Below are 25,658 nucleotides of genomic sequence, written 5' to 3'. Positions count from 1 at the left end.
ATGCCGCGTTTTTTCGCTCCGCTGCTGTTGCTGTGCCTGACCTTCAACGCCCACGCCGACAGTTACATCACCCGCCTGTTGAACAAACCGGTGCCGGGGGGCGTGGCTGTGGTGGATCTGGGCACCTCCGCCCAGGCGCCAAAAGCCAGCTATCAAGGCAAACCGGTATTGGTGGTCAAGGAACAGAACAATTGGCTGGCGATTGTTGGCGTGCCATTGACGGTTAAACCAGGCACACAGCAGGTCAGCAGCGGCGGGCGTAATCTGAGTTTCACCGTCGGCAATAAGAAATACCCGGAACAGCGCATCACCCTGAAGAATACGCAGCAGGTCAATCCAGACCCGGAAAACCTCAAGCGCATCGAGCGCGAACTGGCCGAGCAGATTGCTGCCTACCGCACGTTCAGCCCGAATACGCCGAGCAATCTGCTGTTGGACAAACCGGTGAACGGGCCGCTGTCGAGCAAGTTCGGCGTGCGCCGCTTCTTCAACGGTGAAGAACGTAACCCCCACTCCGGCCTGGATTTCGCCGTGGGCGCTGGCACACCGATCAAGACCCCGGCCGCCGGCAAGGTGATTCTGATCGGCAACTACTTCTTCAATGGCAACACCGTGTTTGTCGACCACGGCCAGGGGTTTATCAGCATGTTTTGCCACATGTCGAAGATTGACGTGCAGGTTGGGCAGCAGATGGCTCGGGGTGGGGTGGTTGGCAAAGTCGGTTCCACCGGGCGGGCGACCGGGCCGCATATGCACTGGAATATCAGCTTGAATGATGCGCGGGTGGATCCGGCGATTTTCATTGGTGCCTTTCAGCCTTGAATCTGCGGTGAGGCTACCGGCCTCTTCGCGGGCAAGCCTCGCTCCTACAATGGATCTTCGATGTATGTAGGATCGAGGCTTGCCCGCGAAGGCGGCCTAACAGGCGCCAACTATTCCGCGTCAAGGTCCTCAATCCCATGAACCTCCCGATCCGCCAGGCAATGATTGATCCATCCCTGGGTTTCCTCTGAAAACCCGGTCAATTCGTCAGGCGTGATCAATTCCCGCACACACAACCCAAGCAAGTGCGAACTGGCCTCATTTCGTGAGAACCTGAAAGCGCCAAACGCCCAATACAGCTCCTTTTGGCTAGCCTTGAGCAATTCTTCGCTGGCCTCTATCCGCTCATACGGCGCCAGGCTTCTATCCAGCACCGTGCGCTCGACCGCTTCCATGATACGGATACACATCCGCTCATGGGCCAATGGGCGCAGCGCGCTATAAAGTTTCCAATCCGACTCGTTCATTGCCGACTCCTGACTGCCAGTCGTCTGTTGAGGCTTTAAGAATAGCTGGGCTGGCACGGCCCATAAGCTGCAGCCTTCGATTGCGCATCGTTCAAACCTCGCGCAAACTTCCAAAGAATCAGCGTCATCCACAACAATAAAATCGCGGCAATTACGCTTTTACGAGGATTCCTCTCAATTTTTTTCGACTGCTTGCCATCCTTCCCCCTCGCGGTTAGGGTTGAAGGCATGAAAACCTCTCACACCCTCATTCAGCTTCGCCAGCACCGCAGCCTGTGCCTTGTCAGTGCACGACTGCCGGGCTGAATCGCGGTGCCTCGTCCCACGCTTTATCCTCTTAACATTTGATCCACCGGCAGGCCGCCTTTTTTCGGCCCACACAATAAGGATTTCCCGATGAGCATGCTCAAAGACCCGTCTTCGAAATACCGCGCGTTCCCGACCATTGATATCCCGGATCGCACCTGGCCGTCGAAGACCATCACCGCCGCACCGATCTGGTGCAGTTCGGACTTGCGTGACGGCAACCAGTCGCTGATCGAGCCAATGGACGCGGTGAAGAAGCTGCGTTTCTGGAAAACCCTGGTGTCGGTGGGCGTCAAAGAAATCGAAGCGTCGTTCCCGGCCGCTTCGCAAACCGACTTCGACTTCGTTCGCACCCTGATCGAAGGCAATCACATCCCGGACGACACCACTATTCAGGTGCTGACCCAGGGCCGTGAAGATTTGATCGAGCGCACCTTCGAATCCCTGCGCGGGGCGAAAAAAGCCATCGTTCACCTGTACAACGCCACCTCCCCTTCCTTCCGCCGCATTGTCTTCAACCAGGACAAGGACGGGATCAAGGAAATCGCCGTGAGCGCGGCCAAGCTGTTCGTCAAATACGCCGCCCAGCAGCCCGACACCGAGTGGACCTTCGAATACTCGCCGGAAACCTTCAGCGCCACCGAACTGGAGTTCGCCAAGGAAGTCTGCGACGCCGTGATCGACGTGTGGAACCCGACGCCTGAGCACAAGATGATCCTCAATCTGCCGGCTACCGTCGAATGCGCCACCCCGAACATCTATGCCGACCAGATCGAATGGTTCGGCCGTCACATCAACCGTCGTGACAGTGTGATCATCAGCCTGCACACCCACAACGACCGTGGCACTGGCGTTGCGGCCACCGAGCTGGGCCTGATGGCCGGCGCGGACCGTGTCGAAGGCTGCCTGTTCGGCAACGGCGAGCGCACCGGTAACGTCGACCTGGTGACCGTCGCGTTGAACCTCTACACCCAGGGCGTAAACCCTGAGCTGAACTTCTCCGACATCGACGGCGTGCGCAAAGTCGTCGAAGAGTGCAACCAGCTTCCGGTGCACCCACGTCACCCGTACGTCGGCGACCTGGTTCACACCGCGTTCTCCGGCTCCCACCAGGACGCCATTCGCAAGGGCTTCGCCCAGCAGAAACCGGACGCCCTGTGGGAAGTGCCGTACTTGCCGATCGACCCGGCCGACATTGGCCGCAGCTACGAGGCGGTGATCCGCGTCAACAGCCAGTCGGGCAAGGGCGGTATCGCGTACCTGCTGGAACAGGAATACGGCATCAACTTGCCGCGTCGCATGCAGATCGAATTCAGTCAGGTCGTGCAGCGTGAAACCGATCGCCTGGGCCTGGAGATGACGGCCCAGCAGATCCACGCGCTGCTTCACAGCGAGTATTTGCAGGCCAACACCCCGTACGCGCTGGTCAGCCATCGCCTGCAGGAAGAAAACGGTCACAGCGCCGTGGAAGTGGAAGTCTCCGGCCAAGGCCAGGGCGAAACCAACCTGCACTGGCGTGGCAAGGGCAACGGCGCCCTGGAAGCGCTGGTGGCCGGTCTGCCGATCCCGGTGGAAATCATGGACTACAACGAACACGCCATCGGCGCGGGCACCAATGCCAAGGCTGCGGCCTACATTGAACTGCGCGTGAACGGTGAACGTGCGGTGCATGGTGTGGGTATCGATGAAAACATCACCACGGCCAGCTTCAAGGCACTGTTCAGCGCGCTGAACCGCTCGCTGAGCCAGCCGGAAGCGAAAGCGGCGTAAGCCTTCGCTGAAATGACAAAGGCCCCTTGGTGCGAACCTTGGGGCCTTTTTTTGTCTGAGTGTTTTGTGTTGACTGTACCGGCCTCATCGCGGGCAAGCCCGCTCCCACAGTAGACCGCTGTGAACACAGATTTCGTGCACACCAAAGCTCACTGTGGGAGCGGGCTTGCCCGCGATGAGGCCGGGCCTGACAGCGAAGATCTCAGGTGAATTCGAAGGTATCGGCATCCAGATTCGCCGGAAACCGCGTGCGATAAGCCTGAAGGTCGGCAGCATTCAGAACCACCTGAAACACCCCATCCGCCTCCCCCGCGCTGAGCAACGTCTCGCCCTGGAAATCCAGCACCTGACTGTCGCCGGTATAGGCGAAGCCTTTGCCATCGGTCCCGATGCGGTTCACCGCCGCCACGTAGCACAGGTTTTCAATCGCCCGCGCCGGCAGCAAACGGTTCCAGTGCTGACGCCGTGCACCCGGCCAGTTGGCGGTGTACAGCAGCAGGTCAGTGTCCTGAGCATCACGGCTCCACACCGGGAAACGCAGGTCGTAGCAAATCAGCGGCCGCACTCGCCAGCCCTTTAGCTCGAATTGCACTTGACGCTCGCCGGGCGTGTAGTGGTTGTGCTCGCCGGCCATACGGAATAAATGGCGCTTGTCGTAATGCAACACCTCCCCGTCCGGCCGCGCCCACAACAGGCGATTGCGATGACTGCCGTCGGCCGCCTGGACGATCAAGCTGCCGGTAATCACCGCGTCCAGCTTTGCCGCCTGAGCGCGCAACCATTTGCTGGTCGGGCCGTTTTCCGCCTCGGCGAGGGTTTCCGACTCCATGGAAAAACCGGTCGTGAACATCTCCGGCAGGATGATCAGATCAGCCCCGCGAGCCTGCTCGAACAATTGCTCGAAATGCTCCAGATTGGCTTGGCGGTCGTGCCAGGCCAGGGTGGTCTGGATCAGCGCGATGGTCAGATTGGGCAGTGCACTCAGATCACGCATAGTTTCTCCGCCGCTTCACGCAGGGTCTCCTCACGTTTGGCGAAGCACAAGCGCACCAGGCGCTGGCCTTCGGGTGGGGTCTGGTAGAACACCGAGATCGGGATGCTTGCCACGCCATGTTCGCGGGTCATCCACAGCGCCATCTCGACGTCGTTGAGGTCCGGGCGGATCTGCGAGTAATCGACCAACTGGAAGTAGGTGCCGGTCACGCGGGTGAAACTGAAGCGCGACGGCGTCAGCAAATCGCAGAACAGATCACGCTTGGCCTGATAGAACGCCGGCAGCTCTTCCACATGTTCCGGATGCTCGGCCATGTAGTCGGCCAACGCATATTGCAGCGGGGTCACGCCGCAGAAACTGACGTACTGGTGAACCTTGCGCAGCTCTGCGGTGAGCGCCGGCGGTGCGACCACGTAGCCAGTTTTCCAGCCGGTGACGTGATAGGTCTTGCCGAAGGAGCTGACCACGAAGGCGCGCTGATAAAGTTCTTCGTGATTCAACACGCTGGCGTGCGGCACACCGTCGTACACCAGGTGTTCGTAGACTTCGTCGCTGACCACATAGATGTCACGGTCGCGGATCAACGCCGCCAATTGATCCAGCTCGGCACGGCTGATCAGTGCGCCACTGGGGTTGTGCGGGCTGTTGAGGACGATCATCCGCGTGCGCGGCGTAATGGCTTCACCGAGCTTCTGGAAGTCGATGGAGAAATCGCCCAGGCCTAGTTGCACATGCACGCAACGACCACCGGCCAGCTCCACCGAAGGCTCATAGCTGTCGTAGGCGGGATCAAACACGATGACTTCGTCGCCACTGTGGATAACCGCCTGAATCGCACAGAAGATCGCCTGGGTCGCGCCGGGGGTGACCGTCACTTCGTGATCGGCATCGACATTGACGCCGTAGCTGCGAGCAATTTTCGCCGCAATCTGCTGACGCAACGCCGGCAAGCCGGTCATCGGTGAATACTGGTTGTGGCCGCTGGCAATATGCCGACCGACCGCATCGCACAGGGCCTGCGGCGCATCGAAATCGGGAAATCCCTGGGACAGGTTCAGCGCCCCGGTTTGTGCCGCGAGCTGAGACATCTGAGTGAAGATAGTGATGCCGACATTCGGCAGCTTACTGGTGATCATCGGTGAGTCCCTGCTCTACACCCGGCTCTAAACACGGCACGGGAGAGCCCGAGGATAGCCCATCCGGCGCCCATAAAAAAAGGGCGCATAAAGCGCCCTTCTTTAACCCCGATCCTGTAGGAGCGAGGCTTGCCCGCGAAAGCCACACCCCGGTACATCGGTAGACCGCGTCATCGTTCTTCGCGGGCAAGCCTCGCTCCTACGGATTCAATCAGCGCTTGTCGCGGTGCGGCGCCCATAAAAAAAGGGCGCCATAAGCGCCCTTCTTTAACCCGATCCTGTAGGAGCGAGGCTTGCCCGCGAAAGCCACACCGCGGTACATCGGTAGACCGCGTTATCGTTCTTCGCGGGCAAGCCTCGCTCCTACGGATTCAATCACTTCTTGTCGCGGCGCTTTTTGTCGGCTTTCTTGTGGTGCGACATCATCCGACGCTTCTTGTTGACCTGGCGATCGGTGAGCGAGTTCTTGTTGCCTTCGTACGGGTTCTCGCCGCCCTTGAACTCGATGCGGATCGGCGTACCAACCAGCTTCAAGACACGACGATAAGTGTTTTCCAGGTAACGCACGTAAGACTTCGGCACCTTCTCGATCTGGTTACCGTGAATCACGATGATCGGCGGGTTGGCGCCACCCAAGTGGGCGTAACGCAGCTTGATCCGGCGGTTGTTGACCATCGGCGGCGCGTGCTCACCTACCGCGTCTTCCAGAATTGTGGTCAGGCGGTTGGTTGGCCAGCGGGTGACCGCAGACTTGAACGAGTTCTGTACGGAGGCGTAGAGGTTGCCCACGCCCGTGCCGTGCAGGGCCGAGATGAAGTGAATGTCGGCGTAGTCCACGAAGAACAGTCGACGTTGCAGCTCGACCTTCACGAAGTCGCGCTCGCTCGGCGTCATGCCGTCCCACTTGTTGATCGCGATCACCAGCGCACGACCCGACTCAATGGCGAAGCCCAGCAGGTTGAGGTCGTGATCGACCACGCCTTCGCGGGCGTCCATCACGAAGATCACCACGTTGGCGTCTTTGATCGCCTGCAAGGTTTTGACCACGGAGAATTTTTCGACTTCTTCGTGGATCTTGCCGCGCTTGCGCACACCGGCGGTGTCGATCAGCGTGTACTTCTCGTCGTTACGCTCGAACGGGATGTAGATACTGTCGCGGGTGGTGCCGGGCTCGTCATAGACGATGACCCGGTCTTCACCGAGCATGCGGTTGACCAGGGTCGACTTGCCGACGTTCGGACGGCCGATGATCGCGATCTTGATCCCGTCTTTTTCGCTAGGGCCAGGAATGCGCTTGGCTTCCTCGCCTTCGGCAACGATCTCTTCCTCGCCTTCTTCCAGCTCGTCATCGTCTTTGGGGAAGTCGCTCAGGGCGATTTCCAGCATCTGGGTGATGCCACGACCATGAGCACCGGCGATCGGGATCGCGTGGCCCATGCCCAACGGGGCGAATTCGGCGCGGGCCATTTCAGGGTCGATGTTGTCGACCTTGTTGGCAACCACGTAGGAACGCTTGTTACGTTTGCGCAAATGCTCGGCGATCATCTGGTCGGCGGCGGTAAAACCGGCCTTGGCATCTACCAGGAACAGAACGACATCTGCTTCTTCAATGGCCAGCAGCGACTGCTCGGCCATTTTTTCGTCCATACCGTGCTCGTCACCGGAGATACCGCCGGTGTCGACCAGAATGTAGGAACGCCCTTGCCACTTGGCCTCACCGTATTGGCGATCACGGGTCAGACCGGACAAGTCGCCGACGATGGCGTCACGCGTCCTGGTCAGGCGGTTGAACAAGGTGGACTTGCCGACGTTCGGTCGGCCCACCAGGGCGATTACGGGAACCATGCGGCTCTCCACTTCGTTATTTCAGAAAATACAAAAGCCGCTGCGAGGCAGCGGCTGGTGCTCGGGGCAATCACTGCGTGCTTTTCTGCAGGAGCGAGCTTGCTCGCGAAAAACGCCAAAACACCGCGTTTTTCCAGGTTGCCAACGTAATCGTTGACGTCCATCGCGAGCAAGCTCGCTCCTACAGTCCTGCAAACGGTGAAGCCGCTTGGGATTAACCCAAGCATAGTCAAACCTTTACTTGATGGTCAGGGCTTCCAGTTTGCCGCTGTTGCCATACAGATAAATCGTGTCACCCACCACCAGCGGACGGGCACGCAGGCCGTCGCTGTCGATGCGTTCGCGGCCGACGAAACGACCGTCAACCTGGCTCAGCAGGTGCAGGTAGCCTTCCATATCGCCGACTGCAACGTAGCTGGAAAACACTTCCGGAGCCGACAATTGACGGCGGGCCAGCGAATCGTTGCTCCACAAAGCGGTGGTGGAACGTTCGTCGACGCCTTCAACGGTGCCCGAAGACAGGCTCACGTAAACGCTGCCAAAACCCTGGGCGACGCCGGCATAGCTGGAAGCATCACGCTGCCAGAGCTGACGACCGCTTTGCAGGTCCAGTGCCGCAACGCGACCCTGGTAGCTGGCGACGTATAGCGTTTCGCCGGACAGCAGCAGACCGCCATCGATATCGACAACGCGCTCCAGTTCCGAACGGCCTTGTGGAATCGCTACACGTTGTTCCCACACCGGCACGCCGTTGGAAATGTCGAGAGCGACCACTTTACCGGTCGACAGGCCAGCCACCGCGAGGCGGTTGGTGACGATCGGCGCACTGGTGCCGCGCAGGGTCAGGACCGCCGGAGTGCTGTCATACAACCAGCGCTGGTTGCCGGTAGCGGCATCCAGACCGATCAGACGGTCATCCTGAGTCTGGACCACCACCACGTCACCGTTGTTGGCCGGTGGCGCGAGGACTTCACTGGACACGCGAGCGCGCCATTTCTCTTCGCCGTTGGTAGCGTCCATGGCAACGATTTCGCCCTTGGTCGTACCGATCAGGAGCAGACCGTAACCAACGCCGACAGCGCCGGAAACAGGCAGATCGAGATCTTTCTTCCACTTGACGTCGCCGTTGCTGCGATCCATCGACATCACCACGCCGGTGACGTCGGCGGCATAGATGGTATCGCCCTCGATCGCCGGAACCAGCATGTTGTACGTTTCGCCCTGACCGTCACCGACCGAACGACTCCACTGCTTTTGCAAAACCACTTCTTCTTTGAAGTCGGTCAACTCGGCCGGTGGCAACTCTTTTTTGCTGTTGCTGCTGCAACCCGCGGCCAATACGGCCAGAGCCAGCAATGCTGCATGTTTCCAACGAATCACGTCACGCATCCCCTTTGGCCAGGTCGTCCAGCTTGATTTGTAGGCCACCGACCGCCGCTTCATCCGACAGCGCGGCCTTGGCTTTTTGATACGCCGTGTTCGCTTCGTCGGTACGACCCAGCTGCACCAGCAGGTCGCCTTTGAGTTCTTCGCGAGTCGCCAGGAACGCCTTGTCGGCATCGCCTTCAAGCAGTTTCAGCGCTTCATCGGCCTTGTCCTGCGCGGCCAGTACCTGCGCCAGACGCTGACGGGCAATTTCGCCCAACGCCGGGTTGGCCGGTTTGGCAACGATGGCTTTCAGTTCGGTGGCGGCGTCATCCAGCTTGCCGCTGTCGACCGCGACTTTCGCCACGAACAGGCTGCCGTATTGCGCGTAGGCAGTACCGCCGAACTCGCTGTTGAGCTTGCCGGCCAGGTCCGCAACACGGGCGGCGTCAGGCTTGCCGTCAGGCGTCAGCGTGGTTTCCAGCAGTTGCTGATAGAGCATCGAGGCGCCTTGCGACTGATTGCTCTGATACTTGTGAAAGGCCTGCCAGCCGAACACGATGACCAGTGCCAACAGGCCGCCAGTGACCAGGGGCTTGCCGTTGCGTGTCCACCAGTCCTTCAAATCCGCCAGATGTTCGTCTTCGGTACTCGACACCCCAATACTCCTTAATCGCTAAATCGGCTGTTTGACAGCTTCAACCCTGCACGACGCAGGTGGCCAGGTGTGCAGCAAGCGCATCCCAGGCAATGCTTTGTTGTTCGCCCTGGCCACGCAGGGGTTTGAAACCTACCACTTGCTGGGCCATTTCGTCGTCACCGAGGATCAGCGCGTACAGCGCACCGCTCTTGTCGGCCTTCTTGAACTGGCTTTTGAAGCTGCCGGCGCCGGCATTGACTTGCAGGCGCAGGTTGGGTAATTGATCACGAACACGTTCACTCAGGGCCAGACCGGCCAGCTCGGCGGCTTCACCGAAGGCACAGAGGTAGACGTCGACCTGACGGGAAATCTCTTCGGGGATCTGCTCGAGGGTTTCCAGCAGCAGCACCAGACGCTCGATACCCATGGCGAAACCAACGCCCGGGGTCGGCTTGCCGCCCATCTGCTCCACCAGACCGTCGTAACGACCACCGGCACATACGGTGCCTTGGGCGCCCAACTTGTCGGTGACCCATTCGAATACGGTCTTGCTGTAGTAATCCAGCCCGCGAACCAGCTTCGGGTTGATCACATAAGGAATGCCGGCGGCGTCCAGGCGAGCCTTGAGGCCCTCGAAGTGCACGCGGGACTCTTCGTCGAGGTAGTCGGCCATTTTCGGCGCGTCGACCAGGACCGCTTGCGTGTCGGCGTTCTTGGTATCCAGAACCCGCAAAGGGTTTGTCTTCAGACGGCGCTGGCTGTCTTCGTCCAGCTTATCCAGGTGCGCCGAAAGGAACTCGACCAGTGCATCGCGATAACGACCACGGGATTCGCTGGTGCCCAGGCTGTTGAGTTCGAGCTTGACCGCATCACGGATGCCCAGCTCGCCCCACAGGCGCCACGTCAGCACGATCAGCTCGGCGTCGATGTCCGGACCGTCGAGGTTGAACACTTCGCAACCGATCTGGTGGAACTGGCGATAACGGCCTTTCTGCGGACGCTCGTGGCGGAACATCGGACCGATGTACCAGAGTTTCTGCACCTGGCCACCGCCGGTGATGCCGTGTTCGAGTACCGCACGCACGCAGGCCGCTGTGCCTTCAGGGCGCAGGGTCAGGGAATCGCCGTTGCGGTCGTCGAAGGTGTACATCTCTTTTTCGACGATGTCGGTCACTTCACCGATGGAGCGTTTGAACAGCTCGGTGAATTCAACGATAGGCATGCGGATCTGCTTGTAACCGTAGTTATCCAGCAGACGCGATACGGTGCCCTCGAAATGACGCCACAGGGGCGTCTGCTCGGGCAGGATGTCGTTCATGCCACGTATGGCTTGCAGAGACTTGCTCACAATAAATCCTTAAATTCGTTCGATCAGCCGCGGGCGATTACTGCCGCGTCGGCTTCGACCTTTTCGGCCGCTTTCTGGCGGATCAAGCGTTCAAGCTCATCCACCAGATTGTCATTCGTCAGTTTCTGCGACGGCTTGCCGTCGATGTAAATCAGGTTTGGCGTGCCGCCGGTCAAGCCGATATGGGCTTCCTTGGCTTCTCCCGGCCCGTTGACCACGCAACCGATGACCGCGACATCCAGCGGCACCAGCAGATCTTCGAGGCGCCCTTCCAGTTCGTTCATGGTTTTGACCACATCGAAGTTCTGCCGCGAGCAGCTCGGGCAGGCGATGAAGTTGATGCCACGGGAACGCAGGTGCAGGGACTTGAGAATGTCGTAGCCGACTTTCACTTCCTCGACCGGGTCAGCCGCCAACGAGATGCGAATAGTATCGCCAATCCCTTCGGCGAGCAGCATACCGAGGCCCACGGCGGATTTCACTGTGCCCGAACGCAAACCACCGGCTTCAGTGATGCCCAAGTGCAGCGGCTGGACGATTTCCTTGGCCAGCAAGCGGTACGCGGCGACGGCCATGAACACGTCGGAGGCTTTCACGCTGACCTTGAAGTCCTGGAAGTTCAGGCGTTCAAGGTGCTCGACGTGACGCAAGGCGGACTCGACCAGCGCGGCCGGGGTCGGCTCGCCGTATTTCTTTTGCAGGTCTTTTTCCAGGGAACCGGCGTTAACGCCGATGCGGATCGGGATCCCGCGATCCCGCGCGGCATCGACCACCGCACGGACGCGGTCTTCACGACCGATGTTGCCCGGGTTGATCCGCAGGCAGTCGACGCCCAGTTCGGCTACACGCAATGCGATCTTGTAGTCGAAGTGGATATCGGCGACCAACGGCACCTTGACCAGTTGTTTGATCTTGCCGAAGGCTTCGGCGGCATCCATATCCGGTACGGAAATCCGCACGATATCGACGCCAGCAGCTTCCAGACGATTGATCTGGGCCACAGTGGCGGCCACGTCATTGGTGTCGCTGTTGGTCATGCTCTGCACAGCGATAGGCGCATCGCCGCCAACAGGCACGTTACCGACCCAGATCTTGCGAGATTCGCGACGTTTGATTGGAGATTCGCCGTGCATGACTTATTGACCCAACTTCAGGCGAGCAGTCTCGCCACTGGTGAACGGAGCGACATCGACTACCTGACCGTTGTAGCTCACTTGCGCGCCACGGGCGAAGCCCAGACGCACGGAGAACGGCGGTTTGCCGCTGACGGATACGTTTTCGCCTTTGCGCTTGAGACCGCTCAACAGCACTTTGCCGCTACCGTCGGTCACTTGCGTCCAGCAATCAGCCGTGAACTGCAGTTGCACCTGGCCTTGGCCGGCAACCGGTGCCGCTGCTGCAGGAGCGGGAATGGTCGGAACCGGAGCGGTCACCGTCGCTGGCGGCGCTACTGGTGCCGGTGTGGCTGGCGTGGCCACAACGGGCGCCGCGCTATGCGTCGGGGCAGCAGGCGCAGGGGCGGTGCTGTGCGTCGGGGCAGCGGGTGCAATCGGAGCGGCAGCAGGCGCGGTGGCCTCAGCTTCGGCCGGTGCTTCAGTGGAATTCTCGGCTTGCGGCAATGCCAGTGACGTCGAGCCTTCAGCCTGACCTTCCGCGACAGCCTGGTCTTCCGGCTCGTCCAGCGGATGGATCTGGGTGGTGCCGTCGGCGCCTTCGACTTCAACGTGTTCCGGGCTCAGGCTGATCGGGTCTTTGCTGCGTGATGAGGTTTGATCCTGCCACCAGACAAAACCACCGCCAATCACCGCGATCAGCAACAGCAGGCTGACAATTCGCAAAATAGTGTGGGACACCCGAACCGGCTCTTCGATGCGACCCAGGCTATGAACGTTGCTGCCCTGGGAGTCGGTGCCGGTGGATTGGGCGAACTGCGGGACCAGAACGGTCTGGTCCATGCCAAGCAATTTGGCGTACGCGCGAATATAACCGCGAGCGAAGGTATGCCCAGGCAGCTTGTCGAAAGCGCCGGCTTCCAGATTGCTCAGGGAATTGACGGTGAGGTTGAGCTTGAGGGCCACTTCGGCCAGCGACCAGCCATTGCTTTCGCGGGCCTGGCGCAAGGTCTCACCGGGGTTAACGCGATTCGCTGCTACAACTTCGGGATGCGCCGCTTTCATCATTGCTCCGACAGGTATTGCTGATATTCCGGCGTACCGGGATAGAGTCGTTTTAGTTGCAGGCCAAAACTGGCGGCCTTGTCGCGATCTTCAAACACTTTTGCCAGCCGAACGCCGAGCAATAGACTACGTGCATTTTGTTCGGTGAGCAGGCTAAAACGGTCGTAATAGTCACGCGCGGGCACATAATGCCTGTCTTCGAAGGACAACTCAGCCATTTCGAGCAATGCACGTGGCTGTTGGCGATTCAAACGCAGGGCTTTTTCCAGTTGCTGCCGGGCCAGATCACGCTGGCCGAGCTTGGAAGCGGTCATGCCGAGGTTCTCGAACACTCGCGAACGCTCAGGATACAGGGTATCGGCGGCGGCCTGTTCGAAGCGCTCGTAAGCCTCTTTGTAACGTTTTTCTTCGTAGAGAAAACTACCGTAGTTATTGAGGATTCGCGCATCGGTGGGACGAGAGGACAGCGCCTTGCGAAAATGCTGGTCTGCCAGCTCCGGCTCCATCTCGGCCTGGAATACCAGGCCCAACGCCGCGTTGGCGTCCGGATCGGAGTCATCCAGGTCCAGCGCCTTCTTCAGTGGAACCTTGGCGCGCTCGCTCATGCCTTGCTGCAAGTACCCCAGGCCCAGTTGCACGTAAGCGGCACGCGCTTCATCGCGGCCCTTGCTGGTCTTCATCGGGTTGAAATCGCCCGACAGGACACAACCAGTACAAAGACTGGCCCACAGCAACAGCAGCGCAAAGCGCAGGGACATAGAGATCCTCTCTTAATTATTGTTCGCAGCGTTCTGTGCGATATCGTTTTCGGCGCTCAATTCACGCACGGCGATATAACGCTCGCTGCGACGGGTGCGATCCAGCACCTGCCCTACCAATTGGCCACACGCGGCATCGATGTCTTCACCGCGGGTGGTGCGTACGGTGACATTGAAACCGGCATGGTGAAGCTGATCCTGAAAACGGCGAATCGCGTTATTGCTCGGACGCTCGTAACCGGAATGCGGGAACGGGTTGAACGGGATCAGGTTGATCTTGCACGGGATGTTCTTGAGCAACTCGATCATTTCGACCGCGTGTTCAACCTTGTCGTTGATGTCCTTGAGCAAGGTGTACTCGATGGTCAGTACGCGCTTCTCGCCCAGGGACGACATGTAGCGCTGGCACGACTCGAGCAGCATCTTAAGCGGGTATTTCTTGTTGATCGGCACCAATTGGTTACGCAATGCGTCATTCGGTGCGTGCAGCGACAACGCCAGGGAGACGTCGATGTGCTTGGACAGCTCATCGATCATCGGCACCACGCCCGAAGTGGACAGGGTCACGCGGCGCTTGGAAATCCCGTAGCCCAGGTCATCCATCATCAGGTGCATGGCGGCCACGACGTTGTCGAAGTTCAGCAGCGGCTCGCCCATGCCCATCATCACCACGTTGGTGATGGCACGGTCGGCGGTCGCCGGGATGCTGCCGAACGATTTATTGGCAATCCACACCTGGCCGATGACTTCGGCGGCGGTAAGGTTGCTGTTGAAACCTTGCTTGCCGGTGGAGCAGAAACTGCAATCCAGGGCACAGCCTGCCTGAGACGAAACGCACAGCGTGCCGCGTTTGCCCTGGGGAATATACACGGTCTCGACGCAGCTGCCGGACGCCACGCGCACCACCCACTTACGGGTGCCGTCGGTGGAAATGTCCTCGCTGACCACTTCGGGACCACGAACTTCGGCAATGGCCTTGAGCTTGTCGCGCAGGGCCTTGCTGACGTTCGTCATGGCGTCGAAATCATCGACGCCAAGGTGGTGAATCCATTTCATTACCTGACCGGCACGGAAACGCTTCTCCCCGATTGAGTCGAAGAATTTTTCCATTTCCAGCTGAGTCAGACCCAGCAGGTTAGTTTTAACAGTCGATGTAGTCATGGATTCACCTTCACTCTTAAGCCAATGCTTAGCGAGTGGTTACTTCAGTAGCTGCGAAGAAGTACGAGATTTCGCGAGCAGCAGCGGCTTCGGAGTCCGAACCGTGTACAGCGTTGGCGTCGATGGAATCAGCGAAGTCAGCGCGGATGGTACCGGCAGCAGCTTCTTTAGGATTGGTAGCGCCCATCAGCTCACGGTTCAGAGCGATAGCGTTTTCGCCTTCCAGAACCTGAACGACAACCGGACCGGAGATCATGAAAGCAACCAGGTCGCCGAAGAAACCACGAGCGCTGTGCTCAGCGTAGAAGCCTTCAGCTTCAGCTTTGGACAGTTGCTTCAGTTTCGAAGCTACAACGCGCAGGCCAGCTTTTTCGAAACGAGTGGTGATCTCGCCGATAACGTTTTTTGCAACAGCGTCAGGCTTGATGATGGAGAAAGTACGTTGAACAGCCATGGTGTAACTCCAGAAACGGTAATTTGTGAAAAATTAAACCCGCGAATTATACGCGGGTTCTTGGGTATTGCCTAACTGAGTAAAGGTCACGACCTCTGCCTTCTGTAGGAGCTGCCGAAGGCTGCGATCCTTAGATCCCGCTCTCGCGCTTGAGATTCAAGCGGCATGGGAAAAGATCGCAGCCTCGCTTCGCTCGTCAGCTCCTACTCTGCTTCTTCGATCCAGGCGGCCTGAATGGCTTCAAGCACCTTCTCGCCACCGCGTGTCGGATCATCGCTGAACTCCGGCAATGCCAGCACCCATTTGTGCAGATCGACGAAGTTCACGTAGCGCGGGTCCACTTCCGGCTTGGATTCAGCCAGCTGGATCGCGATTTCCAGCACATCAACCCATTTCAGACTCATGTCGGTTCCCTTGAATCAGTGCGGCGCTTCGGCGGCATGGTTGAGCGAGTATTTCGGAATTTCGACGGTCAGGTCTTCAGTCCCGACAATCGCCTGACAGCCTAGACGCGATTGCGCTTCCAGACCCCAGGCCCGATCAAGAAAATCTTCTTCCAGTTCGTCCGCTTCTTCCAGCGAGTCAAAGCCTTCACGAATGATGCAGTGACAGGTGGTGCAGGCACAAACGCCGCCACAGGCGCTTTCCATCTCGATATGGTGCTCGTGGGCCAGTTCGAGAATGGAGGTGCCGGGCTCAGCCTCCACAACCATGCCGTCCGGGCAAAACTTATCGTGTGGCAGAAAAATGACCTGCGGCATCAGTTATCCTCGATTTCATTCAGGTTGCGCCCCGCCAGAGCGGATTTCACCGTCGAGTCCAGGCGGCGGGCAGCAAAGGCATCGGTCACTTGCGACAGACGCTTGGTCTGCTGCTCGATGGCGTAACCATCGGTGCCTTTCATCAGTTCGGTCAGTTCCTGCATCTGCAATTCGATGACCATGCGTTCTTCGGCGTCGAGCAAGCGCTCGCCGTCGGCATCGAGGGCGCCTTGCACCGCTTCGATCAGGCGCTGGGCATCGACCTGCTGCTCACGCAACACGCGGGCGACCTTGTCGTCGTTGGCATGCTGGAACGAATCCTTGAGCATCTTGGCGATTTCGCCGTCGGTCAGGCCGTAGGACGGCTTGACCTGGATACTGGCCTCGACGCCCGAACCCAGTTCGCGGGCCGAAACGCTGAGCAGGCCGTCGGCATCGACCTGGAAGGTCACGCGAATCTTCGCCGCGCCGGCCACCATCGCCGGAATACCGCGCAATTCGAAACGCGCCAGGGAGCGGCAGTCGCTGATCAGCTCGCGCTCGCCCTGCAATACGTGGATCGCCATGGCCGACTGGCCATCTTTATACGTGGTGAAGTCCTGGGCGCGAGCGACGGGGATGGTGGTGTTACGCGGAATCACCTTCTCCATCAGGCCGCCCATGGTTTCCAGCCCCAGGGACAACGGAATCACGTCCAGCAACAGCAGTTCGTCGCCATCGCGCTTGTTGCCAGCCAGCGTATCGGCCTGGATCGCAGCACCAATGGCCACCACCTGATCCGGATCGATTTCAGTCAGCGGTTCGCGACCGAAGGCTTCGGCAACCGCTTCGCGAACCCGCGGCACGCGAGTCGAACCGCCGACCATGACCACGGCGTGCACTTCTTCCAGCTCGACGCCGGAATCACGCACGGCGCGGCGGCAGGCTTTCAGGCTGCGGGCGACCATTGGCTCGATCAGCGCATTAAAGGCTTCACGGGTCAGCTCGGCTTTCCAGTCGCCGTAAGCGACCTCGACAGCCCCAACATTGGTCAGCGCTTCTTTGGCCGCACACGCGGTTTGCAGCAGATTACGTTGCGCACCTGGATCGAGGTCAGCCGACAAACCGGCGCTCTCGATGATCCAGCCAGCGATTGCATGGTCGAAGTCATCGCCGCCCAGGGCGCTGTCGCCACCGGTAGCCAACACTTCGAAGACACCGCCGGTCAGGCGCAGAATCGAAATATCGAAGGTGCCGCCGCCCAGGTCATAAATGGCAACCAGACCTTCAGCGTGCTGATCCAGACCGTACGCCACAGCAGCGGCGGTCGGCTCATTGAGCAAACGCAGCACGTTCAGACCGGCCAGTTTGGCCGCGTCCTTGGTGGCTTGACGCTGAGCATCATCGAAATAGGCCGGAACGGTGATCACCGCGCCGACCAGTTCGCCACCCAATGTCGCTTCGGCGCGCTGACGCAGCACCTTGAGGATATCGGCGGAGACTTCGACCGGGCTTTTCGGGCCCTGGATCGTCTCGATGAACGGCATGTGCGACTCGCCACCGACAAAGCGGTACGGCAGTTGATCGCCCAATTGCTTGACGTCGGACAGACCACGACCCATCAAGCGCTTGACCGACAGCACGGTGTTCAAGGGATCGGTGGCAGCCGCCAGCTTGGCCGACTCGCCGACTTCGACGCGATCGGCGTGATAGCGCACGGCAGACGGCAGGATGACCTGCCCGTCAGCGTCGGCCAGAGGCTCGGAAAGACCACTGCGCAACGCAGCGACCAGCGAATTGGTAGTGCCCAAGTCGATCCCCACAGCCAGACGACGCTGGTGCGGTTGAGGACTTTGGCCGGGTTCGGCGATCTGCAGTAGGGCCATCGTAATCAGGACTTATCTGTATATCAGGCGTGCGACCGGAGCGGCACTGGGTTAATCGTCGAGGCGCTCTTCTAACTGGCGCACTTCGTAGGTGAGCTTGTCGAGGAACTGCATGCGCCGCATTAGGCGTTCGGCCTGTTCACGTTGCGCTGCATCATCCCAACAGGCTGCGAAGCTTTCGTTCAGTTCATCCTGAGCCTTCTTCAGGCGACGCTTGAACACCGCAACACCGGCCAGGTCGGCACTGTCTTGCAGATCTTCGAGCTCTTCACGCAGCTCCATCTGCTGCAGAAGAAACTCCGGATCATGCACCGTGACCTCCAGCGGCAGCTCGCCACCGCCCAATGCGAGCAAGTATCGCGCGCGCTTTGGGGGACTTTTGAGCGTCTGGTAGGCCTCGTTGAGGCTCGCGGATTGCTCTAGCGCCAGCCGCTGCTCGCGCTCGGAAGCGTCTGCAAAGCGATCCGGATGAACACCGCGCGCCAACTCACGATAGCGCGTGGCCAGCTGATCGAGATCCAGACGGAAGCTCGGTTTCAGCTCAAATAAAGCGAAATGACAAGGAGTACCCACGAGCAGCCTCAGATGTTGAAGCTTTCGCCGCAGCCACATTCACCGCGCACGTTGGGGTTGTTGAACTTGAAGCCTTCGTTCAACCCTTCCTTGACGAAATCGAGTTCGGTGCCGTCCAGGTAGGCCAGGCTTTTCGGGTCGATGATCACTTTCTCGCCGTGACTTTCGAACACCTGATCCTCTGCAACCACCTCGTCGACAAACTCCAGCACGTAGGCAAGGCCGGAACAGCCTGTGGTGCGGACACCCAGACGAATCCCTTCACCTTTGCCGCGCCCGTTGAGGGAGCGTCGCACGTGTTGAGCAGCCGCTTCTGTCATGCTGATAGCCATCGGTGACTCCTTACTCGTCGCCAAATCTTGAAAGTCAGATCAAGCCTTTCTTCTGCTTGTAGTCGCGAACGGCCGCTTTGATAGCGTCTTCAGCAAGTACGGAGCAGTGAATTTTTACTGGCGGCAGAGCCAGTTCTTCGGCCAGCTGAGTGTTTTTGATGGTCTCTGCTTCATCCAGAGTTTTGCCTTTCATCCACTCGGTCGCCAGGGAGCTGGAGGCGATAGCCGAACCGCAACCGTAGGTCTTGAACTTGGCGTCTTCGATGATGCCTTGCTCGTTGACCTTGATCTGCAGGCGCATCACGTCGCCGCACGCCGGAGCGCCGACCATGCCGGTGCCAACATCCGGGTCTTCCGCGTCCATCTTGCCGACGTTACGCGGGTTTTCGTAGTGGTCGATGACCTTTTCGCTGTAAGCCATGATTCTTAATCCTCACTCATCAGAGAGTCGCTCTTGAGCCCTGAAACCTGGGTTTACAGGGCCGGTTTGCGGCGACTTGAAATCAGTGTGCCGCCCACTCGATCTTCGAAATGTCGACACCGTCTTTGTACATGTCCCACAGCGGCGACAAGGTGCGCAGCTTGGTAACGGCCTCGCAGACTTTCTGCGCGGCGTAGTCGATTTCTTCTTCGGTAGTGAAACGGCCGAAGGTGAAGCGAATCGAGCTGTGTGCCAGTTCGTCGTTGCGGCCCAGGGCGCGCAGTACGTACGAAGGCTCAAGGGATGCCGAGGTGCAGGCCGAACCGGACGAAACCGCCAGGTCCTTGAGCGCCATGATCAGCGACTCGCCTTCGACATAGTTGAAGCTCAGGTTCAGGTTGTGCGGTACGCGGGCGGTCATGCTGCCGTTGATGTACAGCTCTTCCAGGCCTTCGACCTGTTTGAAGAAGCGATCGCTCAAGGCTTTGATGCGCACGTTTTCGGCAGCCATGTCTTCCTTGGCTACGCGGAAGGCTTCGCCCATGCCGACGATCTGGTGGGTCGCCAGGGTGCCGGAACGCATGCCGCGTTCGTGACCGCCGCCGTGCATGGTCGCTTCGATGCGAACACGCGGCTTGCGGCTGACGTACAGTGCGCCGATGCCTTTAGGGCCGTAGGTCTTGTGTGCGGAGAACGACATCATGTCGACTTTCAGCTTCGACAGGTCGATGTCGACCTTGCCAGTGGACTGAGCAGCGTCAACGTGGAACAGAATGCCCTTGGAGCGGGTCAGTTCGCCGATGGCTGCGATGTCGTTGATGGTGCCGATTTCGTTGTTCACGTGCATGACCGATACCAGGATGGTGTCGTCACGCAGGGCAGCTTCGATCATGGCGGGCGTGACCAGACCATCAGTCTGAGGCTCGAGGTAGGTCACTTCGAAGCCTTCACGCTCCAGTTGGCGCATGGTGTCGAGGACAGCCTTGTGCTCAATCTTGGTGGTGATCAGGTGCTTGCCCTTGGTGGCATAGAAATGCGCCGCACCCTTGATTGCCAGGTTGTCGGACTCGGTGGCACCGGAGGTCCAGACGATTTCACGCGGGTCGGCATTAACCAGGTCAGCGACCTGACGACGAGCGTTTTCGACGGACTCTTCAGCTTTCCAGCCGAACACGTGGGAACGGGACGCCGGGTTACCGAAGTTTCCGTCGACCAGCAGGCATTCACTCATCTTTTGCGCGACACGCGGATCAACCGGGGTGGTCGCAGAGTAATCAAGGTAAATCGGCAATTTCATGGACTATCTCCTAAATCAGGCTGGCTGGCGTGCCGCTTAGCTCTTCGGCTGTCATTCGACGGCGGACGCTTCAATCTTGTCCAGGCGTGGCGCCTTGCTGTTGCAACGGCGCTGATCCTGACGCTGGGCTACTTCTTGTACCTCACGGCGAGTGACAAGGTCAGCCAAGCTGATACCGCTCAGAAATTCGTGAATCTGCAGGCTCAGATCGCACCACAAGTGGTGGGTCAGACAGGTGTCGCCTTGATGGCAATCGCCCTGGCCCTGGCATTTGGTTGCATCGACCGATTCGTTTACCGCATCGATCACCTGGGCGACCTGGATGCCCTGCATGTCGCGGGACAGTTGGTAGCCACCGCCCGGACCGCGGACACTGGACACCAGATTGCTGCGGCGCAATTTGGCGAAGAGCTGTTCGAGGTAGGACAGGGAGATGCCTTGGCGCTCGGAGATATCGGCCAGGGACACCGGCCCGTGCTGCGCGTGCAACGCCAGGTCGAGCATGGCGGTCACGGCGTATCGGCCTTTTGTAGTCAGTCGCATGGACAATTACCACGGAGTTCGGAATGGGGCGAGTATGCAATTCCCGAGTATTTAAGTCAACTATAAGACCTAGTGCTTTAGTCGGGTTTACCCGCAAAAGAGCGCGCGCATCATAGCAAAGGCTGGCTGCGTACAGCCAGCAGTACCGAGTTATCGTTCATCGCGGGCAAGCCCGCTCCCACAGTGATTGTCGGTATTCACACAATCGGCGTCTCAGCAGAGACCTTGTGGGAGCGGGCTTGCCCGCGATGAAGTTGACTCGGTTTAGCTAGCCTGGCTCTGATCCTTGTCCTTCACGCAGGCGAAGTCTTCTTCGCGCAGTTCAGGCAGATCTTTCGCACAGTAATTACTACCCAGATCCTTCAACGCACCGCACATCCCCTCCAGACGCCCATCGACCGCCTGCAAGTGATCGAGCAACTGGTTGATGGCGCGAGCCACCGGATCAGGCATGTCTTCAGTCACGCCGTAGGCATCAAAACCAATCTTCTCGGCCATGGCCTTGCGCTTGGCATCCTGCTCTTCGTCGGATTTGACGATTATCCGCCCCGGAATCCCGACCACAGTCGCACCCGGAGGCACTTCCTTGGTCACGACAGCATTGGAACCCACCTTGGCACCGGCACCGACAGTGAAGGGGCCGAGCACCTTCGCGCCCGCCCCGACCACTACGCCATCACCCAAAGTCGGGTGACGCTTGCCCTTGTTCCAGCTGGTGCCGCCCAAGGTCACGCCCTGGTAAATAGTGACGTCGTTGCCGATCTCAGCGGTTTCACCGATGACGATGCCCATGCCATGGTCAATAAAGAAGCGACGACCCACCTTGGCCCCCGGATGAATCTCGATCCCGGTCAACCAGCGACCGAAGTTCGACACCAGCCGCGCCAGCCACTTCCAGCCCATCCCCCACAGAGCAGACGACAGGCGATGGATCCAGATGGCGTGCATGCCCGGGTAGCAAGTCAGGACTTCAAAAGCGTTACGCGCCGCCGGGTCACGATGGAAAACACTCTGGATATCTTCACGCAAACGCTCGAACATCATTAATCCTTCCGCTTTAGAAGCTCGCCACGGGCCGCTTTCTGGGTTTCCGTGAGGATGCCACGCAATATATTCATTTCCGCCCGGCTGACCGAGCTTCGTCCGTACAACCGACGCAGGCGCGCCATCAAGTGCCGCGGCTTTTCCGGGTCGAGGAATTCGATGGCCACCAGGGTTTGCTCCAGGTGCTCATAGAATCGCTCCAGCTCATCCATGGTCGCCAGCTCAGCGCTTTTGACGGAGGCCACTTCTTCCTTCTCGACCTTGCTCGGCTGCCCTTGGGCTGCCAACCAGGACATGCGCACTTCATAGCTCAACACCTGCACCGCTGCCCCAAGGTTCAGCGAACTGAACTCAGGGTCTGATGGGATGTGCACGTGATAATGACATCGCTGCAGCTCTTCATTGGTCAGGCCGGAATCTTCACGACCGAATACCAAGGCAATCTCGGCGCCCTGCGCAGCCTCCTCGACCACTTTCGTACCGCATTCGCGGGGGTCAAGCAGCGGCCAGGGAATGCGACGATCACGGGCGCTGGTGCCAAGCACCAGATTGCAGCCGACCAAGGCATCTTCCAAGGTGGCGACGACTTGCGCGTTTTCAAGGATGTCCCCGGCGCCAGACGCACGTGCATCGGCCTCGTGGTGCGGGAACAAACGCGGTTCGACCAGCACCAGCCGCGACAGGCCCATGTTCTTCATGGCACGCGCAGCACCGCCGATATTGCCGGGGTGGCTGGTATTGACCAGGACGACACGAATGTTTTGCAGCACGGGAGGCGTTCTCGAACACAATAATCGGGAGCCGAATCTTACAGTTCCTACTACCGTTAAGCTATGAAAGCGAACACCGACCTTCTCCTGTAGAAACTTTCTGATAGAATGCTCGGCTTTCTTTAACAACCTTAGGTGACACATCCATGCAGCCCATGCTGAATATCGCGCTGCGCGCCGCCCGCAGCGCCAGTGAATTGATCTTCCGCTCCATCGAGCGCCTGGATACCATCAAGGTCGACGAAAAAGACGCCAAGGATTACGTATCCGAGGTGGATCGCGCCGCTGAGCAAAAAATCATCGACGCGCTGCGCAAGGCTTACCCGAACCACTCGATCCTCGGTGAAGAAACCGGCATGCACGCCGGTAGCGGCATCGAAGGCGAAGAGTACCTGTGGATCATCGATCCGCTGGACGGCACCACCAACTTCCTGCGCGGCATTCCTCACTTCGCTGTCAGCATCGCCTGCAAATACCGTGGTCGCCTGGAACACGCTGTTGTTCTGGACCCGGTTCGCCAGGAAGAATTCACCGCCAGCCGTGGTCGCGGCGCTCAACTGAACGGTCGCCGCCTGCGCGTCAGCGGCCGCACCAGCCTGGATGGCGCCCTGCTGGGTACTGGCTTCCCGTTCCGTGACGACCAGATGGACAACCTCGACAACTACCTGGGCATGTTCCGCGCCCTGGTTGGCCAGACCGCCGGCATCCGTCGCGCCGGCTCGGCGAGCCTGGACCTGGCTTACGTGGCTGCCGGCCGTTTCGACGCCTTCTGGGAGTCGGGCCTGTCCGAGTGGGACATGGCTGCAGGCGCCCTGCTGATCCAGGAAGCCGGTGGCTTGGTGAGCGACTTCACCGGCGGCCACGACTTCCTTGAAAAAGGCCACGTCGTTGCCGGCAACACCAAGTGCTTCAAAGCAGTGCTGACGGCGATCCAGCCGCACCTGCCGGCCTCGCTGAAGCGCTAAGCGTTCAGCCACAAAAAAAGCACCCTTAGGGGTGCTTTTTTTATGCCTGGATTTCGGCTTCGGAAATCCCTCCCTGTAGGAGCGAGCTTGCTCGCAAAGGTCGTCAACGAAAACTTATGCTTGCGGGATAAAAGCGGTGTTTCGGAATCCATCGCGAGCGAGCTCGCTCCTACAGTGGGTTGCGTCGAGTCATCTATTTTGGGCGCAAAAAAAGCACCCCGCAGGGTGCTTCTTTTTGAATCTGAATCAGCTAATTATTGAGCCGGTTCGTTCTGCGACAGGATCAATTTACCTTCCTTGTCGACCGGAATCTGATTACCCGGATCGCGGTCCATCCGCACTTTGCCTTCCTTGCCATCCAGCGAATAACGCACATCGTAACCAACAACCTTGTCACTGATGTCATTCACTGTGTTACAGCGAGTTTGAGTCGTGGTGTAGGTATCACGATTCTGCATACCTTCCTGGACCTTGTTGCCGGCGTAACCACCGCCGACCGCACCTGCAACGGTGGCAATCTTCTTGCCCGTGCCGCCGCCGATCTGGTTACCCAGCAAACCACCCGCTACGGCACCGATGGCAGTACCGAGGATCTGGTGTTGATCTTTGACCGGCGCTTGCCGGGTCACTGCAACGTCCTTGCAGACTTCACGTGGCGTCTTGATCTGTGTTTTAACCGGTTCAACGGCCAATACTTGCGCATACTCAGGGCCGCTTTTAACCAGGCTGTAGGTGGCAACAGCGCCCCCGGCAGTCACACCGACAGCACCCAGTACCGCACCAACCAGCAACGACTTGTTCACATGAACCTCCTGACCATCACATGCGGGTCAAAGCCCGCGCTTCTCCCAGCCTTGGAGCACAAAAAAAGGCGCGAGTTCAATACTCGCGCCTTTTCGGCTGACAGCTGGAAAAACGATAGCCGCTATGGGCGGTCGTCGACTTCCTTGTCGGTAGCCGCAGGAGGAATCAAATCCTCGCTGTTAAGGTTCAGCCAGATCAGCACCACGTTGGCGATGTAGATCGACGAGTAAGTACCCGCCAGAACACCGATGAACAGGGCAATGGAGAAGCCGAACAGGTTGTCGCCACCAAAGAACAACAGGGCCGCGATCGCCAGCAAGGTGGAGATCGACGTCGCCATGGTCCGCAACAGGGTTTGCGTGGTTGAGATGTTGATGTTCTCGATCAGGTTGGCCTTGCGCAGCACACGGAAGTTCTCACGAACCCGGTCGAATACCACGATGGTGTCGTTGAGCGAGTAACCGATGATCGCCAATACCGCCGCCAGCACCGTCAGGTCGAAGGTGATCTGGAAGAACGACAGGATACCGATGGTCACGATCACGTCGTGGATCAGCGAAACGATGGCGCCGACCGCGAACTTCCACTGAAAGCGGAAAGCCAGGTAGATCAGGATGCCGCCCAACGCCATCAGCATGCCGAGGCCGCCCTGGTCGCGCAGCTCTTCACCCACCTGCGGGCCGACGAACTCGACGCGCTTGACCGTTGCCGGGTTATCGCCACCGACCTTCTGCAACGCTTCGGCGACCTGGTGACCCAATTGCGGGTCTTCACCTGGCATACGCACCAGCAAATCGGTGGTTGCACCGAAGCTCTGGACGATGGCTTCGTGGTAACCCGACGAAGTCAGTTGCTCACGCACCTTGGTGACATCGGCCGGACGCTCGTAGGTCAGCTCGATGAGCGTACCGCCGGTGAAGTCCAGGCCCCAGTTCATGCCCTTGTGCCAGCAGCTGAACAATGCCAGTGCGGTCAGGAACAATGTGACGCCGAACGCGAAGTTGCGAACGCCCATGAAGTTGATTGTACGTAACATGGCA

At 59.2% G+C, this 25,658-nt stretch carries 28 protein-coding genes; 3 read left to right on the top strand and 25 right to left on the bottom strand.

What is annotated here, in order from left to right; all coding sequences use genetic code 11:
* On the top strand, positions 1-822 hold the full coding sequence (locus AEQ67_RS08330) for a M23 family metallopeptidase (protein ID WP_059403396.1): 822 nt from the start codon (positions 1-3) through the stop codon (positions 820-822).
* A 110-nt stretch (positions 823-932) separates the two neighbouring features.
* Here the strand turns inward: AEQ67_RS08330 and AEQ67_RS08325 are convergent, their stop codons facing one another.
* Positions 933-1,289 (bottom strand): hypothetical protein, encoded by a 357-nt coding sequence (locus tag AEQ67_RS08325; RefSeq protein ID WP_059403395.1) that lies wholly within the window; start codon positions 1,287-1,289, stop codon positions 933-935.
* 396 nt (positions 1,290-1,685) lie between these two features.
* On the opposite strand from AEQ67_RS08325, the gene leuA reads away from it, so the two are divergent.
* Positions 1,686-3,365 carry a 2-isopropylmalate synthase gene (gene leuA / locus AEQ67_RS08320; RefSeq protein ID WP_059403394.1) on the top strand — a complete coding sequence of 560 codons (1,680 nt, stop codon included), beginning with the start codon at positions 1,686-1,688 and terminating at the stop codon, positions 3,363-3,365.
* A gap of 202 nt (positions 3,366-3,567) precedes the next feature.
* Here the strand turns inward: leuA and AEQ67_RS08315 are convergent, their stop codons facing one another.
* From AEQ67_RS08315 to trmJ, 22 genes are all read right to left on the bottom strand, one after another.
* Complete coding sequence (locus AEQ67_RS08315; protein ID WP_059403420.1) at positions 3,568-4,359, bottom strand: amidohydrolase; 792 nt, start codon at positions 4,357-4,359, stop codon at positions 3,568-3,570.
* Entirely contained in the window at positions 4,347-5,495 is a 1,149-nt protein-coding gene (locus AEQ67_RS08310; RefSeq protein ID WP_059403393.1) for a pyridoxal phosphate-dependent aminotransferase, read from the bottom strand. Before AEQ67_RS08310 ends, AEQ67_RS08315 begins: the two co-directional genes overlap by 13 nt.
* Before the next feature lie 375 nt (positions 5,496-5,870).
* Positions 5,871-7,340, bottom strand: a complete 1,470-nt coding sequence (gene der, locus AEQ67_RS08305) for a ribosome biogenesis GTPase Der (protein WP_059403392.1) — start codon at positions 7,338-7,340, stop codon at positions 5,871-5,873.
* A complete protein-coding gene (locus AEQ67_RS35945) occupies positions 7,328-7,513 on the bottom strand; it encodes a hypothetical protein (RefSeq protein WP_152974812.1) in 186 nt (61 codons plus the stop codon). The genes der and AEQ67_RS35945 overlap by 13 nt, the downstream gene beginning before the upstream one ends.
* A 64-nt stretch (positions 7,514-7,577) precedes the next feature.
* Complete coding sequence (gene bamB / locus AEQ67_RS08295) at positions 7,578-8,729, bottom strand: outer membrane protein assembly factor BamB (RefSeq protein ID WP_059403390.1); 1,152 nt, start codon at positions 8,727-8,729, stop codon at positions 7,578-7,580.
* A complete protein-coding gene (locus AEQ67_RS08290) occupies positions 8,722-9,363 on the bottom strand; it encodes a tetratricopeptide repeat protein (RefSeq protein WP_059403389.1) in 642 nt (213 codons plus the stop codon). The genes bamB and AEQ67_RS08290 overlap by 8 nt, the downstream gene beginning before the upstream one ends.
* Positions 9,364-9,403: 40 nt before the next feature.
* On the bottom strand, positions 9,404-10,693 hold the full coding sequence (hisS, locus tag AEQ67_RS08285; protein WP_059403388.1) for a histidine--tRNA ligase: 1,290 nt from the start codon (positions 10,691-10,693) through the stop codon (positions 9,404-9,406).
* 23 nt (positions 10,694-10,716) lie between these two features.
* Positions 10,717-11,826 (bottom strand): flavodoxin-dependent (E)-4-hydroxy-3-methylbut-2-enyl-diphosphate synthase, encoded by a 1,110-nt coding sequence (gene ispG, locus AEQ67_RS08280; RefSeq protein ID WP_010457850.1) that lies wholly within the window; start codon positions 11,824-11,826, stop codon positions 10,717-10,719.
* 3 nt (positions 11,827-11,829) lie between these two features.
* A complete protein-coding gene (locus AEQ67_RS08275; RefSeq protein ID WP_059403387.1) occupies positions 11,830-12,870 on the bottom strand; it encodes a RodZ domain-containing protein in 1,041 nt (346 codons plus the stop codon).
* Complete coding sequence (pilW, locus tag AEQ67_RS08270) at positions 12,870-13,628, bottom strand: type IV pilus biogenesis/stability protein PilW (protein WP_059403386.1); 759 nt, start codon at positions 13,626-13,628, stop codon at positions 12,870-12,872. Before pilW ends, AEQ67_RS08275 begins: the two co-directional genes overlap by 1 nt.
* A 12-nt stretch (positions 13,629-13,640) precedes the next feature.
* A complete protein-coding gene (gene rlmN / locus AEQ67_RS08265; protein WP_059403385.1) occupies positions 13,641-14,789 on the bottom strand; it encodes a 23S rRNA (adenine(2503)-C(2))-methyltransferase RlmN in 1,149 nt (382 codons plus the stop codon).
* A gap of 28 nt (positions 14,790-14,817) precedes the next feature.
* Complete coding sequence (ndk, locus tag AEQ67_RS08260) at positions 14,818-15,243, bottom strand: nucleoside-diphosphate kinase (protein ID WP_007916882.1); 426 nt, start codon at positions 15,241-15,243, stop codon at positions 14,818-14,820.
* A gap of 203 nt (positions 15,244-15,446) precedes the next feature.
* A complete protein-coding gene (iscX, locus tag AEQ67_RS08255; protein ID WP_059403384.1) occupies positions 15,447-15,647 on the bottom strand; it encodes a Fe-S cluster assembly protein IscX in 201 nt (66 codons plus the stop codon).
* A gap of 15 nt (positions 15,648-15,662) precedes the next feature.
* Positions 15,663-16,004: an ISC system 2Fe-2S type ferredoxin gene (gene fdx, locus AEQ67_RS08250; protein ID WP_059403383.1), complete on the bottom strand. Its 342-nt coding sequence runs from the start codon at positions 16,002-16,004 to the stop codon at positions 15,663-15,665.
* The gene (hscA, locus tag AEQ67_RS08245; RefSeq protein ID WP_059403382.1) at positions 16,004-17,869 is read right to left on the bottom strand and encodes a Fe-S protein assembly chaperone HscA; all 1,866 of its coding nucleotides are present in this window, start codon (positions 17,867-17,869) and stop codon (positions 16,004-16,006) included. The genes fdx and hscA overlap by 1 nt, the downstream gene beginning before the upstream one ends.
* A 51-nt stretch (positions 17,870-17,920) precedes the next feature.
* The gene (gene hscB / locus AEQ67_RS08240; protein WP_059403381.1) at positions 17,921-18,442 is read right to left on the bottom strand and encodes a co-chaperone HscB; all 522 of its coding nucleotides are present in this window, start codon (positions 18,440-18,442) and stop codon (positions 17,921-17,923) included.
* Positions 18,443-18,450: 8 nt separating this feature from the next.
* Positions 18,451-18,774, bottom strand: a complete 324-nt coding sequence (gene iscA / locus AEQ67_RS08235) for an iron-sulfur cluster assembly protein IscA (protein WP_007903589.1) — start codon at positions 18,772-18,774, stop codon at positions 18,451-18,453.
* A gap of 34 nt (positions 18,775-18,808) precedes the next feature.
* Positions 18,809-19,195 (bottom strand): Fe-S cluster assembly scaffold IscU, encoded by a 387-nt coding sequence (gene iscU / locus AEQ67_RS08230; RefSeq protein ID WP_003443374.1) that lies wholly within the window; start codon positions 19,193-19,195, stop codon positions 18,809-18,811.
* Between the two features lie 82 nt (positions 19,196-19,277).
* Entirely contained in the window at positions 19,278-20,492 is a 1,215-nt protein-coding gene (locus AEQ67_RS08225) for an IscS subfamily cysteine desulfurase (RefSeq protein WP_059403380.1), read from the bottom strand.
* A 51-nt stretch (positions 20,493-20,543) separates the two neighbouring features.
* Positions 20,544-21,035 (bottom strand): Fe-S cluster assembly transcriptional regulator IscR, encoded by a 492-nt coding sequence (gene iscR, locus AEQ67_RS08220; protein WP_007903581.1) that lies wholly within the window; start codon positions 21,033-21,035, stop codon positions 20,544-20,546.
* Between the two features lie 264 nt (positions 21,036-21,299).
* Positions 21,300-22,076: a serine O-acetyltransferase gene (cysE, locus tag AEQ67_RS08215; protein ID WP_059403379.1), complete on the bottom strand. Its 777-nt coding sequence runs from the start codon at positions 22,074-22,076 to the stop codon at positions 21,300-21,302.
* A gap of 2 nt (positions 22,077-22,078) precedes the next feature.
* Complete coding sequence (gene trmJ / locus AEQ67_RS08210) at positions 22,079-22,849, bottom strand: tRNA (cytosine(32)/uridine(32)-2'-O)-methyltransferase TrmJ (protein ID WP_059403378.1); 771 nt, start codon at positions 22,847-22,849, stop codon at positions 22,079-22,081.
* A gap of 146 nt (positions 22,850-22,995) precedes the next feature.
* Here trmJ and suhB point away from each other — a divergent pair, with 146 nt between their 5' ends.
* Positions 22,996-23,814: a type III secretion system regulator SuhB gene (suhB, locus tag AEQ67_RS08205; protein WP_008057724.1), complete on the top strand. Its 819-nt coding sequence runs from the start codon at positions 22,996-22,998 to the stop codon at positions 23,812-23,814.
* A gap of 254 nt (positions 23,815-24,068) precedes the next feature.
* Here the strand turns inward: suhB and AEQ67_RS08200 are convergent, their stop codons facing one another.
* The gene (locus tag AEQ67_RS08200) at positions 24,069-24,617 is read right to left on the bottom strand and encodes a glycine zipper 2TM domain-containing protein (RefSeq protein ID WP_059403377.1); all 549 of its coding nucleotides are present in this window, start codon (positions 24,615-24,617) and stop codon (positions 24,069-24,071) included.
* A gap of 122 nt (positions 24,618-24,739) precedes the next feature.
* Positions 24,740-25,654 (bottom strand): protein translocase subunit SecF, encoded by a 915-nt coding sequence (gene secF / locus AEQ67_RS08195; RefSeq protein ID WP_059403376.1) that lies wholly within the window; start codon positions 25,652-25,654, stop codon positions 24,740-24,742.
* Positions 25,655-25,658: the final 4 nt, after the last annotated feature.

This window comes from Pseudomonas sp. RIT-PI-q, from assembly GCF_001297125.1.
GTDB lineage: Bacteria > Pseudomonadota > Gammaproteobacteria > Pseudomonadales > Pseudomonadaceae > Aquipseudomonas.
Note: the sequence above shows the minus strand (reverse complement) of the source record. Positions and strands in the feature narration are given on the sequence as shown.

Coding starts and splice junctions, on each gene's coding strand:
- pilW (WP_059403386.1), bottom strand. CDS start 13,628: ATGTCCCTGCGCTTTGCGCTGCTGTTGCTGTGGGCCAGTCTTTGTACT.
- AEQ67_RS08330 (WP_059403396.1), top strand. CDS start 1: ATGCCGCGTTTTTTCGCTCCGCTGCTGTTGCTGTGCCTGACCTTCAAC.
- AEQ67_RS08315 (WP_059403420.1), bottom strand. CDS start 4,359: ATGCGTGATCTGAGTGCACTGCCCAATCTGACCATCGCGCTGATCCAG.
- fdx (WP_059403383.1), bottom strand. CDS start 16,004: ATGCCGCAGGTCATTTTTCTGCCACACGATAAGTTTTGCCCGGACGGC.
- rlmN (WP_059403385.1), bottom strand. CDS start 14,789: ATGACTACATCGACTGTTAAAACTAACCTGCTGGGTCTGACTCAGCTG.
- AEQ67_RS08275 (WP_059403387.1), bottom strand. CDS start 12,870: ATGAAAGCGGCGCATCCCGAAGTTGTAGCAGCGAATCGCGTTAACCCC.
- ndk (WP_007916882.1), bottom strand. CDS start 15,243: ATGGCTGTTCAACGTACTTTCTCCATCATCAAGCCTGACGCTGTTGCA.
- suhB (WP_008057724.1), top strand. CDS start 22,996: ATGCAGCCCATGCTGAATATCGCGCTGCGCGCCGCCCGCAGCGCCAGT.
- AEQ67_RS08225 (WP_059403380.1), bottom strand. CDS start 20,492: ATGAAATTGCCGATTTACCTTGATTACTCTGCGACCACCCCGGTTGAT.
- iscU (WP_003443374.1), bottom strand. CDS start 19,195: ATGGCTTACAGCGAAAAGGTCATCGACCACTACGAAAACCCGCGTAAC.
- hscA (WP_059403382.1), bottom strand. CDS start 17,869: ATGGCCCTACTGCAGATCGCCGAACCCGGCCAAAGTCCTCAACCGCAC.
- iscR (WP_007903581.1), bottom strand. CDS start 21,035: ATGCGACTGACTACAAAAGGCCGATACGCCGTGACCGCCATGCTCGAC.
- secF (WP_059403376.1), bottom strand. CDS start 25,654: ATGTTACGTACAATCAACTTCATGGGCGTTCGCAACTTCGCGTTCGGC.
- cysE (WP_059403379.1), bottom strand. CDS start 22,076: ATGTTCGAGCGTTTGCGTGAAGATATCCAGAGTGTTTTCCATCGTGAC.
- der (WP_059403392.1), bottom strand. CDS start 7,340: ATGGTTCCCGTAATCGCCCTGGTGGGCCGACCGAACGTCGGCAAGTCC.
- bamB (WP_059403390.1), bottom strand. CDS start 8,729: ATGCGTGACGTGATTCGTTGGAAACATGCAGCATTGCTGGCTCTGGCC.
- leuA (WP_059403394.1), top strand. CDS start 1,686: ATGAGCATGCTCAAAGACCCGTCTTCGAAATACCGCGCGTTCCCGACC.
- ispG (WP_010457850.1), bottom strand. CDS start 11,826: ATGCACGGCGAATCTCCAATCAAACGTCGCGAATCTCGCAAGATCTGG.
- AEQ67_RS08310 (WP_059403393.1), bottom strand. CDS start 5,495: ATGATCACCAGTAAGCTGCCGAATGTCGGCATCACTATCTTCACTCAG.
- iscA (WP_007903589.1), bottom strand. CDS start 18,774: ATGGCTATCAGCATGACAGAAGCGGCTGCTCAACACGTGCGACGCTCC.
- AEQ67_RS08325 (WP_059403395.1), bottom strand. CDS start 1,289: ATGAACGAGTCGGATTGGAAACTTTATAGCGCGCTGCGCCCATTGGCC.
- iscX (WP_059403384.1), bottom strand. CDS start 15,647: ATGAGTCTGAAATGGGTTGATGTGCTGGAAATCGCGATCCAGCTGGCT.